Below are 13,143 nucleotides of genomic sequence, written 5' to 3'. Positions count from 1 at the left end.
CGTTTCGTGAGCCGGGCGAAAGGATACCCTTTGGTCAATCGCGACACAGAGGAGTCAGCACGGTGCAGTGGCCGACGTTCAATGTGAGGCCGTACGTCTGCGGCGGCATCGGGCACCTCGACGAGGCCGTCCTGGAGACGCTGCGCGGGGCCGGGCCGCGGGTCAGACCCGCCCTCCAGGCCGGGAACGCGGCCCTGTTCAGCTCCTCCCCGCTGCCTCCCTACCAGCGGGACGAGCGCACCTGGGCCTTCGCCTGGGGGGAGCGCACGCCCGGCGGGACGGCCCCGTGGATCACCGTGGCGGAGACCTACGAGACGCCCGGCCTGATCGACGACGGCGAGCGGATCACGCTGCACGCCGGAGGTCTCGGCCTCGTCGACGTCTACTACCTGTCCCACGGCGGGGCGGTCTACTTCTCCTCTCTGCTGGAACCGCTGCTCTCCCTGGCGCGCACGCCGTACGAGATCAACTGGGACGCCTGGGCCTCGATCATCCAGATGACCTTCCCGCTGCGCGACGACACCCCGTACACGCAGGTGAAACGGCTGGCGGGGGCGAGCGCGCTGGTCTTCGACCGGGCGGCGGGCCGGGTCGGCGTCGAGCGGATGCTGCCCAGGTGGCTGCGCGAGGAGCCCTACGAGGCGGGCCGGACCGCCGGGGAGATCCTGGAGATCCTGCACGAGGTCTACAAGGAGTTCGACGGGCGCCCGCTGCTGGTGCCGGTCAGCGGCGGCTACGACTCGCGGCTGCTGTGCTCGGTGGCGGTGGCGCGCGGCGCCGACGTGGAGTCGTGGACGACCAGCCCCGACGACGGCACCGACACCGACATCGTCTTCGCCAAGGCGATCACCCGCGAGCTGGGCGTGCGCCACCGGGTGATCCCCCAGGACGCCGCCGCCTACCCCGACGACGCGCTGGCCGCGGCGCGGCGGCTGGAGTTCCTCACCCCGCACCACGCCTGGTACACCCCGTTCGCCCGCGAGGTGCACCGGGCGGGCCGCACCCTGGTCGACGGGCTGGCCGGGGGGCCGCTGCTGAAGAACTTCATGGTCAGCGGGGCCGCGCTGGACGCCTCCACGCAGGCCGAGCGCAAGGCCGCGCTGCTCGGCTCGCTGACGCTGGGCTCCCCGTCCGTGCCGTTCCTGTCGGAGGAGGCCGAGGCCTGGATCACCGACAGCGTCGGTCACGCCTTCACCCAGTCGACCGCCATGCTCAACGGCCACCGGGCGGAGCTGCCGCTGTCTGTCCTGCACACCAGGACCGCGCGGGGCATCGCCCGCTCGCCGGTCAACCTGGTCGGCCCCGAGGCCTCGTTCGCGGCGCCGTTCATCCACCCCGTCTTCTTCGACGCGGCGCTCTCGGTCGGCGTGCACCGCAAGGACCAGGGGCGCTTCTACCGCGAGGTCCTGTACGCGGCCAACCCCCGCGTGGCCGCGCTGCCCTCCACCAACGTGGTCAAGCAGCCGCTCCAGCGGGTCCCGCTCCGCTCGGCCGCCGCGCCCGCCAGGGAGTACGGGCACCGGATGCTCACCCGGGTCGCCGACACCGTGCCCTCGCTGCTGTCGGAGCAACTCCACGTGGTGATCGCCGAGGGCCCCGACGGGCTCGCGCGGTTCAACGGCTGGAACGACCGCTTCTGGGTACGGGGCCTGGTGCTGTTCGGCGCCTGGCTCGGCGACTACCGGGACGACCTCCCCGACCTCACCCCTCCCTGGGCCTGACCCGCCCCGGGCGCCCCTTCCCAGGTCCGGTCCGGCCCGCTTCCCGGGCCCGGCCCACCCCGCTCCTGACCCACCCCTTCCCGGGCCCGGCCCACCCCGCCCCGGGTCCGGCCCGGCCCCTGCGACCCACCCGCCGGACCCCTATGACGTGGTCCGGCGGTGCCTCGCGGCGCCTTCGGGGACCGGGCCCGGAACCCCTGAACCCGGGGTCGGCCCTTACTCTCTCCGGGCGGCGCGCGTACGGGCCTGACCTGCGGGTGCGGGGCGAGACCGCTCTCCCGGGGCGTCCGATGTTTCGTCCGTGAAAACGGTGAGCGACGCGACGATTACGCGGCCTCGGCGCGATGCGCGCGGCGATTCCGTGGGGCGGTGGCGACGTGCCACGCCAAGGGGGGTTCCACGGCGTCGGACGGCTGGTAGTGTTCGGCCCAGAAAGCGCCACAAGGGACGGTCCAGAATCACAAATTCGGTCCGCCCGAGAGCACGGAGCTCGTGGGGATGACGGCTCCCGCCGGCGCGGTCACCAAACATCATCAGCCGGAGCATCCGGTGACTTCGTCCTGCCCTTCATCACCGTGAGCGAGAACACGATGACCCCATCCCCCTTCCCCTCCCCTTCCCAGGAGTCCGTGGCCGAGGATTTCGTCTCGGCGGACCCCCAGTGGTACAAGCGTGCGGTCTTCTACGAGGTGCTGGTCCGCGGGTTCAAGGACTCCAACGGCGACGGCACCGGCGACCTGCGCGGCCTCATCGAGAAGCTGGACTACGTCGAGTGGCTCGGCGTCGACTGCCTGTGGCTGCTCCCGCTGTACGAGTCTCCCCTGCGTGACGGCGGATACGACATCTCCGACTACATGAAGATCCTGCCGGACTTCGGCGACCTCGGAGACTTCGTGGAGCTGATCGAGTCGGCGCACCGGCGGGGCCTGCGCATCATCACCGACCTGGTGATGAACCACACCAGCGACAGACACCCCTGGTTCCAGGCGTCCCGGCACGACCCCGAGGGTCCGTACGGCGACTTCTACGTCTGGTCCGACGACCCGTCCGGGTACCCCGACGCGCCGATCATCTTCGTCGGCGCCGAGGAGTCCAACTGGACCTACGACCCGGTCCGCAAGCAGTACTACTGGCACCGCTTCTTCCACCACCAGCCCGACCTGAACTACGAGAACCCGGCGGTCCAGGAGGCCATGCTGGAGGTCCTGCGGTTCTGGCTGGACCTGGGCATCGACGGCTTCAGGCTCGACGCGGTCCCCTACCTCTTCGAGCGCGAGGGCACCGACTGCTCCGGCCTGCCGGAGACCCACGCGTACCTGAAGAAGGTCCGCGCCGAGGTCGACCGCCTCTACCCGGACCGGGTGCTGCTCGCCGAGGCCAACGGCTGGCCCGAGGACGTGGTCGAGTACTTCGGCGACCCCTCGGTCGGCGGCGACGAGTGCCACATGGCCTTCCACTTCCCGCTCATGCCGCGCATCTTCATGGGGGTGCGGCAGGGCAGCCGCGAGCCGATCTCCGAGATCATGTCGCGGACGCCGAAGCTCCCCGACAGCGGCCAGTGGGGCATCTTCCTGCGGAACCACGACGAGCTGACGCTCGAGACGGTCACCGAGGAGGAGCGCGACTACATGCACGCCGAGTACGCCAAGGACCCGCGCATGCGGGCCTACCTCGGCATCCGGCGCCGTCTCGCCCCCCTGCTGGAGAACGACCGCGACCAGATCGAGCTGTTCACCGCGCTGCTGCTGTCGCTGCCCGGCTCCCCGGTCATGTACTACGGCGACGAGATCGGCATGGGCGACAACATCTGGCTGGAGGACCGCGACGCGGTCCGCACCCCGATGCAGTGGAGCCCCGACCGCAACGCGGGCTTCTCCAAGGCCGACCCCGGGCGCCTGTACCTGCCCGTCGTCATGGACCCGATCCACGGCTACCAGGCGATCAACGTGGAGGCGCAGCAGAAGAACCCCGCGTCGCTGCTGCACTTCACCAGGAACATGCTGGCGATCCGCCGTGACCACCAGGTCTTCGGCACCGGCGTCTACAACGAGCTGTGGTCCAGCAACCAGGCGGTGCTCAGCTTCGTCCGCGAGGACGGCGACGACCTGATGCTGTGCGTCAACAACCTGTCGAAGTATCCGCAGCCGGTCGAGCTCGACCTGCGCCGCTTCGCGGGCATGATCCCGGTCGAGGCCAGGGGCGGGGTGCGGTTCCCCCCCGTGGGCACCCTGCCGTACCTGCTGACCCTGCCCGGCCACGGCTTCTACTGGTTCTCGCTCAAGAACGCCGACATCCCCGGCGTCGAGGGCTGAGCCCTTACCGAGAGCGCCCCGGGACGGTCACCGTCCCGGGGCTATCGCGCGGTCACCGGGACCTGGGCGCGGGCCGCGCGCCCGGCCGGGATCAGCGTCACCAGCAGGGCGGCCCCGATCGCGACGAGCATCGCGACGGCGAGCGTCAGGGCCGAGGGCGTACGGCCGATGCCCGCCCCGACGCCGCTGGTGTGCCCCTGCAGGTCGATCAGCCCGCCGACCAGTGAGGCGCCGGCCGCGGCGCCCGCGACCACGCCCAGCACGATCAGCAGACCGGTCCCGGTGACCAGGGTGGCGGCCACCTGCCGGGGCGTGAGACCCATCGCCTTGAGCACCGCCAGGTCGAAGGCGTGGTCGCGCAGGCCCAGGGCGCTCGCCGTCAGGAGGTTGGCCAGGCCGAGCAGGGCGAGCACGACGATCAGCGCCACGATCACCACGCGGATGATCGCGAGCCGTTCCGCCGGGTTGACCACCCGCTGCACCTCCAGGGCCTCGCCCGAGGCGATCAGCAGCCGCGCCCGCACCTCCGCCGGGTCGGCGCCCGGCCGCAGCACCAGGCTGTAGAACTGCGGCGGCACCGCGTCCTTGGCCGCGAGGCTGTCGATGCCGAAGGAGAGCACCTCGCCGTCCTGGTCGGGCTCCACCACCCGGCCCACGAGGTGCACGATCAGCGGGGTGCCGCCGACGGTGAGCCGGACCCGGTCCCCGATCTTCACGTCCAGCAGGTCGAGCAGCCCCTGCCCGGCGACGGCCTCGCCCCTGGCGGCGTACATCCGCCCCTCGACGACCGAGAAGGGGTACGGCTCGGCGGAGGTCCCGGCGGCGCGGGCCAGCACGCTCCTGGTCTGCTCGGGCTCCAGCGCGGGCACCTCGGTGCCGGGGTAGGCGGCGAGCACCCCCGGGTCGGCCCTCGCGATCCGCAGGGCGTCGTCGGCCGGGAGCTTGTCCGGGCGCACGGTGAGCGCCGCCGCCTGGCCGACCCGCTCCGGGTGGCGCAGGAAGTCGTCCAGGGTGGCCCAGCAGCCGAGCCCGATGGTGATCATCATCATCGGGACCGCGACGCCGAAGATGCTCAGGAACGCCGGGACGCGCCGGGTGAAGGCGTCACGGGTGCCCAGGACCAGGGCCGGAGGCAGCCGTACGAGCAGCGCCAGGCGCGCCAGCCGCGACAGGTGCCCCCTGGGCGGCGCCGCGGGGGCCGCGGGGACGGGCGGGGTGCGGCAGCCCCGCCAGGCGGGCAGGGCCACCGCCACCAGGACCACGGCGGCGGTGCCGCCGGCGATGGCGAGCAGCGGGACCGGGGAGAGCGGCAGGATCGGCACCCCGTCCAGGACGAACGAGGCGGCGATCTGGCCGCAGACCAGCCCGATGACGATGCCGAGCAGCCCGAGCGCCCCGTGCTCGGCCATGAGCACGCCGAAGACCTGGCCCCGGGTGTAGCCGAGGGACTTGAGGGTGGCGATGTCGCGCGTCTGGCTCAGCACCCGGCCGCCCACCGCGTTGGCGATCGCGAGCGCGGCGGCGACCAGCCCGGTGATCCCGAACAGGGCGAGCAGCAGGCCGAGCAGCCGGTTGTCCAGCTCCATCGAGGCGCGGACCTCGCGCCAGGTGGACATCCGCTGGATCTGCCCCTCCAGGAGGGTGACGGCGCCGTGGACGGCGGGCAGCGTGGCCTCGCCGTCGGACAGGCGCAGCCCGGTGACCGACTCGCTGCGGCCCAGCGCGGGCTCGACCCTGGCCAGGACGGGCGCGAGCGTCCAGGCCAGGCCGGGCGTCCACTCGGGGTAGAAACCCTGGTCGGCGGTGTCGGCCAGGCCGACCACGACGAGCGGGTGGGTGGCGCCGTTGAGCGCGGTCACCGGGAAGGTGCCGCCCACCCGCAGGCTGAGCGCCCTGGCGAAGGAGCGCTCGACGACCACGCCGTCGGTGTCGCCGGGGCGCAGCGGGCGCCCCTCGCGGATCAGGGGGACGGCGACCTGCGGCGGCGTCGCGGACATCTCCCGCAGCGCCACCGGCGACTTCTTCCCGTCCAGCGTGAGGGTGACCGGGGCCGACCGGTAGGGACCGGCGACCTGGACCACGCCCGGAAGTCTCGACAGCGCGGCCGGGTCGGGGGCGTCCTTGGTGTGTATCCACACGTGCGCGCCCCTGGACTCGGCGAACAGCCCGCGCCACGGGTTGGTGCCGTCCTCCAGCAGGGTCGCGGAGGTGATCAGCGCGGTGACGATCCCGGCCACGGCCAGCACCGTCAGCAGCGCCTGGCCCCTGCGGGCCCCGAGATCGGCCCGGATCCACCTGACGGAGGCGCGTACGGTGCTCACCGCGACGCCCCCCGCACGGACCGCGACGTCAGGGACCGTACGCCTCGTGAAGCCCGTGAAACATGTGGGGCCCGCGCGGCCGCGGGCGGGGAGGACCGGAAGCGCACCGTCAGCCTCTCAGCTCGACGACGTCGCCCGCGCCGCCCTTGGGGCGGCGGCGGGCCAGCCCGGCGCCGCCGTCGTCGACGATCTGGCCGTCCAGGAGGGAGACCACCCGGTCGGCCAGGCTGGCCACCCTGGCGTCGTGGGTGACCAGGATGACGGCCTGCCCATCGCGGTGGACCTCGCCGAGCAGGCGCAGGACGTCGCGGGTGTTGCGGCTGTCGAGGTTGCCGGTGGGCTCGTCCGCGAGCAGCAGGCTCGGCTCGTTGGCCAGCGCGCGGGCCAGCGCGACCCGCTGCTGCTCGCCCCCGGCGAGCTGGGAGGGGGCGGCGTCGGCGCGGGCGGTCAGGCCGAGCTCGCCGAGGAGGTGTTCGCGGCGCCGGCGGGCCTCGCGCGTGGAGGCGCCGGCCAGCAGCGCGGGCAGTTCGACGTTGTCGGCCACCGTCATGTTGGCGACGAGGTTGAAGAACTGGAAGACGAAGCCGATCTTCCGGCGGCGCAGCAGCGCCCAGGCGCTCTCGTTGAGCGTGTCGGCCCGCTGCCCGTCGAGCCAGATCTCGCCGCTGGTCCTGGCCTCGAGGCCGCCGATCATGTGGACCAGGGTGGACTTGCCGGAGCCGGACGGGCCCATGACCGCCACGAACTCCCCCGGGCTCACCCGCAGGTCGACCCCCCGCACCGCGGGCACCGGCACCCCGCCGTCCTGGTAGATCTTGACGAGATTGACGGTTTCGACCACGGGAACCACGGGAGAGGTCAACTCAGGTCCTCCTGGCAGCGTTCGAGCCAGTCGAGGTCGGCCTGGAGGTGCAGCATGGCCCCCTCGACCAGCAGGAGCGCGACGCGGTTGTCCGGGTCGGTCCGCTCGGCGAGCTCGTTGAGGTCACGCATGAGTCCGAGGTAGTGACGGCGCTGGCGGTTGATCATCGCCATCCTGTCGGCGATGCCGGTCATCGGGGCCAGCACGAGCTTCATGAAGAACTCGTCCCGGACCCTGGGCCCCTCGGTGGGCTCGTCCACCCACGTGTCGAGGATCTCGCGGCCGGCGGCCGTCAGATAGTAGACCTTCTTGTTCGGCCGGTTGGACTGCTCGACGTCCACGGCGCGCACCAGGCCGTCCTTCTCCAGCCGGCCGAGCGTGACGTAGATCTGCCCGATGTTCGGTGAAGGGTAGGCGCTGCCGAAGATCTGTTCAAGTGCCTGTTTGAGCTCGTAGCCGTGGGCAGGTTCCTTCGCGAGGAGCGCCAGCAGCGTCAGCCGCACGCCCCACCTCCTCGGAGAGCTCGTTACGTGAGCGTTACGGGGTTATCCGTTGACGGTGATGTTATCGCTATGCATAACATGCATGCATCTACCTAACACGTATGTAACCAACTGGAAATCGGGAGGTCATGGTGCGCCGACTCATCCCCGTCGCGCTCGCCGTGCTTCTCGTGTCGCTTCTCATGGCGGGGTGTTCGGCGGCCGGCGCGCGGGAGACCGAACGGTTCGGCGGGACCGGCCCGTTCACTTTGGTGATCGGACGCCCCGCGACCGCCTACCTGCAGCCGCTGCTCGACCGGTGGAACCAGACCCACCCCGGGGAGCGGGCGACCCTGCTCGAACTCCCCGAGGCTGCCGACGAGCAGCGTGCCCAGATGGTCGCCAACCTCCAGGCCAGAAGCGACCGGTACGACGTGATCGGGCTGGACGTGATCTGGACCGCCGAGTTCGCCGAGGCCGGCTGGATCCTGCCGCTGGAGCGCGCGATGTTCCCGCTCGACCGGTTCCTGCCGCCGGTCGTCGACACGGCGGTCTACCGGGGCAAGCTCTGGGCGGTTCCGTACACCAGCAACGCCGGTCTCCTCTACTACCGCAGGGACCTGCTGGCCAAGGAGGGCCTCAAGCCGCCGAGGACCTGGCAGGAGCTGCGCGCCCAGGCGCGCGTCCTGCACGACAGGTACGGCATCGGCGGGTACGCGGGGCAGTTCCTGGCCTACGAGGGCCTGACCGTGAACTTCGCCGAGGCCGTGCAGTCGGCGGGCGGGCAGATCCTCAGCCCGGACGGCACCAAGGTGACCATGGACGTGGCCAGGGCGAAGGCCGGCCTGGATTTTCTGGTGGGCGGGTTCCGGGAGGGGTGGATCCCGCAGGAGTCGCTCTCCTTCAAGGAGGACGAGGCGCAACTCGCCTTCGAGGAGGGACGGCTGGCCTTCGCCCGCAACTGGCCGCACGCCTACGGACCGGCCACCACCTCGTCGGTCGCCCGCAAGTTCGGGGTGACCCGGCTGCCCGGTCTCGACGGCCCCGGCACCGGCTCGCTCGGCGGCTACAACCTCGCGGTGAGCGCCTTCTCCAAGCGGCAGAAGTCGGCCACCGAGTTCATCCGCTACTTCACCGGCCTGGAGAACCAGCGGCGGGTGCTCGCCGACGGCTCGTTCCCGCCCGTGTGGGCCGAGCTGTACGACGACCCCGGTCTGATCAAGCGTTTCCCCTACCTTCCGGTCCTGAAGCAGAGCATCCTCTCCGCCCGGCCCAGGCCCGCCAGCGCCAACTACGACCAGGTGAGCCTGGTGATCGCCAGTGCGGTCTCCAACGCCCTCACACCGCCCTTCACCGAGCACGACAGCGAGGACGTCGTCTCCTCCATGAAGGGCCAACTCGAAGAGATCATCCGGGCTCAATGACGCCGGGCCGACCCCCGGCAGAAGCCGTCATCCCCATTTCGGCTGCTTGTTCGTCCCATACAGCTCAATTTTCAGCCTCAACGTCTCAGGAGGTCTGTTCAGCATGCGCAGAACCATTGCCGCGGTGACGACGGCGGGACTCGCTCTGGCACTCGCCGCGTGTGGCGGCGGCGAGTCGGCCGCCCCGGCACCGGCCACGAGCGGCGGCGCGTCCACGTCCGCGCCGGCCGCCGCCAAGACCCTCGAAGGGGTGACCGTCGAGGTCGCCGCCAAGTGGACCGGCGCCGAGCAGGCCAACTTCGAGGCGGTGCTCAAGGCGTTCCAGGCGAAGACCGGCGCCAAGGTCACCTACGCCTCCACCGGCGAGGACACCGGCGCCTACCTCGGCCCGCGCATCGAGGGCGGCAACCCGCCGGACGTCGCGATCCTGCCCCAGCCCGGCCTGGTCCAGCAGTACGCGGACCAGAAGGCGCTCAAGCCGCTCACCGCCGAGGTCCAGAAGCAGATCGACGACAACTACACCCCGTACTGGAAGGAACTCGGCTCCGCCGACGGCCAGTCCTACGGCGTGCTGGTGAAGGCGGCCCACAAGTCGCTCATCTGGTACCGCGACCAGGCCTTCCAGGACGCCGGCGCGACACCCCCGGCCACCTGGGACGACCTGATCAAGACCGCCCAGACGGTCGCCGACTCCGGCACCCCGCCGTTCTCCCTCTGCGGCGCCTCCGGCTGGACCCTGACCGACCTGTTCGAGAACGTCTACCTGTCCACCGCGGGCCCGGAGAACTACACCAAGCTCTCCAAGCACGAGATCCCGTGGACCGACCCCAGCGTGACCACCGCGCTGGAGAAGATCGCGCAGCTCGTCGGCAAGAAGGAGTTCCTGCTCGGCGGCTCCGCCGGCGCCCTGCAGACCGACTTCCCGACCTGCGTGACCCAGGTCTACGGCCAGGACAAGTCGGCGATGGTCATCGAGGCCGACTTCGTGGGCGTCACGGCCGAGCAGTCGGGCGCGAAGCTCGGCGAGGAGGCCAAGTACTTCCCGTTCCCGAAGGCCGGCGAGACCGAGCCGGTCGTGCTGGGCGGCGACATCGCGGTGGCGCTGAAGGACTCCAAGGGCGCGATGGCGCTGCTGGAGTTCCTCGCCTCCAAGGAGGGCGGCGAGGTCTGGGCGAAGCTTCCCGGCTACCTCTCTCCCAACCGCAACGTCTCGCCCGACAGCTACCCGGACGAGCTGACCAGGAAGCTCGCCGAGACGATCATCGCCGCCGGCGACGCCGTCCGCTATGACATGTCCGACCTCGCGCCCAGCGCCTTCGGCGGGACCGACGGCAAGGCCGAGTGGAAGTACCTGCAGGACTTCGTCCGCGACCCCTCGGATGTCAAGGGCATCCAGGCCAAGCTCGAAGACGCCGCCAAGCAGGCCTGGAAGTAGGGGAGGCGGCCGTGACCGATCGGTTAGACGGCCCGCAGGGCTCGCGTGGCGGCGACGCCGCCCGCGACCCCTCCTCCGGACCTGACGACACCCGGCGGCCGGCGCAGGACGCCGGCCCCGCCCACACTCCGGAAACCACCCCGGAGCCTCCCGAGCTCCCCGAGCCCCCCGAGACGACGGCCTCCGGCGAGAGGGACGGCCACCCGGCCCTGGCCGACGTCAGGTCGGACGACCCCGCCGAGCCGGTCGCCGAGCCTGTCACCGGGCCTGTCGCCGAACCTGAGCTTGCGACGGCCGGGGCGGCCGCTCCTGCGGCGGCACCGGCCAAGGTGCCCGCCGGGGCCTCCCGGCTGGGACCGCCGCCGACGCTGGCGCTCTGGTTCCTGCTGCCGGGCGCGCTCGTGCTCGGCGTGATGGTGATCTACCCGATCATCTACTCGATCTACCGGAGCCTCTACGACGCCGGCGGCGGCACCTTCGTCGGGGCGGACAACTACGCGACGATCTTCAGCGACTCCTCCACCCTGACCACGATCAGGAACAACCTGATCTGGGTCGCGGTGGCGCCCGCCCTGGTCACCGTGATCGGCCTCGTCTTCGCGGTGCTGACCGAGCGGATCCGCTGGGCGACCGCGTTCAAGCTGGTCGTGTTCATGCCGATGGCCGTCTCGCTGATGGCCTCCGGCGTCATCTTCCGCCTGGTCTACGAGCAGGCCCCCGACCGGGGCGTGGCCAACGCCGTGATCACCTCGGTGACCGGCCTCTTCGGCTCGGACCAGGGCTATCCGGACGCCCGTCCCAGGGAGAACGACCAGTCCCCGGTCGCCCCCGGGCAGGGCGGCGGGGTGGTGGCCAAGCAGCCCGCGCGGCCGGGGCAGGCGGTGCTCCTGCCGCTCGTGGGCGTGAAGCCCGCCACCCTCGCCTCGGCCTCGACGGCGAAGGCGGCCCAGCCGGGCCCCGGCGACCTGGCCGGGACCGTCTGGTTCGACTTCACCCAGGGCGGCGGCGGCGCGCCCAACCAGGTGGACGGCACCGAGAAGGCCCTGGCCGGGATGACGGTCGAGGCGGTGCAGAACGGCGCCGTCAAGGCCACCGCCACCAGCGGGGCCGACGGCACCTTCCGCTTCACCGGCCTCGCTCCGGGTGACTACCAGGTGCGGCTGCCGCAGTCGAACTTCGACGCGGCCTTCGGCGGCATCCCCTGGCTGGGCCCGACGCTGATCACCCCGGCGATCATCGGCGCGTTCGTCTGGGTGTGGGCCGGGTTCGCCATGGTGCTGATCGCGGCCGGGCTCGCGGCCATCCCGCGTGACGCGCTGGAGGCGGCCCGCATCGACGGCGCCACCGAGTGGCAGGTGTTCCGGAAGATCACCGTTCCGCTGCTCTCCCCGGTGCTGCTCGTCGTGTTCGTCACGATGATCATCAACACCCTGAAGGTCTTCGACCTGGTCTTCGTCATCGCGCCGGGATCGGTGCAGCCGCAGGCCAACGTGATCGCGCTGGAGATGTGGCGGGTCTCGTTCGGCGGAGGCAGCAACCAGGGGCTGGGCAGCGCGCTCGCCATCTTCCTGCTGGTCCTCGTCCTGCCCTTCATGATCATCAACATCCGCCGGTTCAGGAGGGACAACCAGTGACGACCTCCACCCTTGGCGGGGCCCCGCCCCGCGGCGCCCTCGGCAGGATCGTGGACCGGCTGGGCGGCGGCCTGGTCCAGGCGGTGCTGGTGGTGATCGGCCTGTTCTGGCTGGTTCCCACGCTGGGCCTGTTCGTGGTCTCGATCCGCGACGAGACGGCCAACAACTCCACCGGCTGGTGGACGATCCTCACCAAGCCGGCCGAGCTGACCTTCAAGAACTACTCCGACCTGCTGGCCACCGGGTTCACCGCGTCGTTCTGGAACACCGTGTTCATCACGGTGCCCTCGACCGTCCTGGTGATCGGCATCGCCGCCATGGCGGCGTACGCGTTCGCCTGGATGGAGTTCCCCGGCAGGGACGCGCTGTTCCTGGTGGTGGTCGGCCTGCTGGTGGTGCCGACCCAGATCGCGCTCATCCCGATCGCGAAACTGTACGGCTCCGCCGGGATCTTCGGTTCCATCGCCAGCGTGGTGCTCTTCCACGTCGCCTTCGGCCTTCCCTTCGCCATCTTCCTGCTCCGCAACTTCTTCGCGGGCATCTCGCGCTCGCTGCTGGAGGCGGCGCGGATGGACGGCGCGGGGGAATGGAAGATCTTCTCCACCGTGGTGTTCCCGCTGGCCAAGCCGGCGGTCGCCTCACTCGGGATCTTCCAGTTCCTCTGGGTCTGGAACGACCTGCTCGTCTCGCTGGTCTTCGCCAACACCGAGAACCAGCCGATGACCAAGGCCCTGCAGTCCCAGATGCGGCAATTCGGGACCAACGTGGACATTCTTGCGCCAGGGGCCTTCCTGTCGCTGATCATCCCGTTGATCCTCTTCTTCGCCTTCCAGCGGTACTTCGTCCAGGGGATGATGGCCGGCTCGGTGAAGTGATCCACAGGGGCAGGCCCGGTGCGACGCGCGCTGATTTCCAGCACGCGCCGTACCGGGCCTAAAACCTCGATAGGGTC

General features: G+C 71.1%; 9 protein-coding genes. 6 read left to right on the top strand and 3 right to left on the bottom strand.

Annotation, left to right across the window (positions count from 1 at the left end):
• Positions 1–62 precede the first annotated feature (62 nt).
• Both AB0F88_RS09940 and treS read left to right on the top strand, forming a co-directional pair.
• Positions 63–1,721 carry an asparagine synthetase B family protein gene (locus AB0F88_RS09940; RefSeq protein ID WP_362679825.1) on the top strand — a complete coding sequence of 553 codons (1,659 nt, stop codon included), beginning with the start codon at positions 63–65 and terminating at the stop codon, positions 1,719–1,721.
• A 590-nt stretch (positions 1,722–2,311) separates the two neighbouring features.
• A complete protein-coding gene (treS, locus tag AB0F88_RS09935; RefSeq protein WP_362680622.1) occupies positions 2,312–4,033 on the top strand; it encodes a maltose alpha-D-glucosyltransferase in 1,722 nt (573 codons plus the stop codon).
• A gap of 41 nt (positions 4,034–4,074) precedes the next feature.
• Here the strand turns inward: treS and AB0F88_RS09930 are convergent, their stop codons facing one another.
• From AB0F88_RS09930 to AB0F88_RS09920, 3 genes are all read right to left on the bottom strand, one after another.
• On the bottom strand, positions 4,075–6,354 hold the full coding sequence (locus AB0F88_RS09930) for an ABC transporter permease (RefSeq protein WP_362679822.1): 2,280 nt from the start codon (positions 6,352–6,354) through the stop codon (positions 4,075–4,077).
• 109 nt (positions 6,355–6,463) lie between these two features.
• Positions 6,464–7,216 carry an ABC transporter ATP-binding protein gene (locus AB0F88_RS09925; protein WP_362679819.1) on the bottom strand — a complete coding sequence of 251 codons (753 nt, stop codon included), beginning with the start codon at positions 7,214–7,216 and terminating at the stop codon, positions 6,464–6,466.
• Complete coding sequence (locus tag AB0F88_RS09920; RefSeq protein WP_362679816.1) at positions 7,213–7,719, bottom strand: PadR family transcriptional regulator; 507 nt, start codon at positions 7,717–7,719, stop codon at positions 7,213–7,215. Before AB0F88_RS09920 ends, AB0F88_RS09925 begins: the two co-directional genes overlap by 4 nt.
• Before the next feature lie 128 nt (positions 7,720–7,847).
• Here AB0F88_RS09920 and AB0F88_RS09915 point away from each other — a divergent pair, with 128 nt between their 5' ends.
• The 4 genes from AB0F88_RS09915 to AB0F88_RS09900 all read left to right on the top strand — a co-directional run bounded on the left by AB0F88_RS09915 (position 7,848) and on the right by AB0F88_RS09900 (position 13,066).
• Positions 7,848–9,122, top strand: coding sequence for an ABC transporter substrate-binding protein (locus tag AB0F88_RS09915; protein WP_362679813.1), 1,275 nt, complete (start codon positions 7,848–7,850; stop codon positions 9,120–9,122).
• 103 nt (positions 9,123–9,225) lie between these two features.
• Positions 9,226–10,557, top strand: coding sequence for an ABC transporter substrate-binding protein (locus AB0F88_RS09910; protein WP_362679810.1), 1,332 nt, complete (start codon positions 9,226–9,228; stop codon positions 10,555–10,557).
• A gap of 329 nt (positions 10,558–10,886) precedes the next feature.
• A complete protein-coding gene (locus tag AB0F88_RS09905; RefSeq protein ID WP_362680620.1) occupies positions 10,887–12,191 on the top strand; it encodes an ABC transporter permease subunit in 1,305 nt (434 codons plus the stop codon).
• A complete protein-coding gene (locus AB0F88_RS09900) occupies positions 12,188–13,066 on the top strand; it encodes a carbohydrate ABC transporter permease (protein WP_362679807.1) in 879 nt (292 codons plus the stop codon). The genes AB0F88_RS09905 and AB0F88_RS09900 overlap by 4 nt, the downstream gene beginning before the upstream one ends.
• The last annotated feature ends 77 nt before the right edge of the window (positions 13,067–13,143 follow it).

Source organism: Streptosporangium sp. NPDC023963 (genome assembly GCF_040639135.1).
GTDB lineage: Bacteria > Actinomycetota > Actinomycetes > Streptosporangiales > Streptosporangiaceae > Streptosporangium.
This window is presented reverse-complemented; position numbering and strand designations above follow the sequence as displayed.

What these genes read in the sequence shown, in the direction of transcription:
- treS (WP_362680622.1), top strand. Translation starts at nt 2,312, where the DNA reads ATGACCCCATCCCCCTTCCCCTCCCCTTCCCAGGAGTCCGTGGCCGAG.
- AB0F88_RS09915 (WP_362679813.1), top strand. Translation starts at nt 7,848, where the DNA reads ATGGTGCGCCGACTCATCCCCGTCGCGCTCGCCGTGCTTCTCGTGTCG.
- AB0F88_RS09910 (WP_362679810.1), top strand. Translation starts at nt 9,226, where the DNA reads ATGCGCAGAACCATTGCCGCGGTGACGACGGCGGGACTCGCTCTGGCA.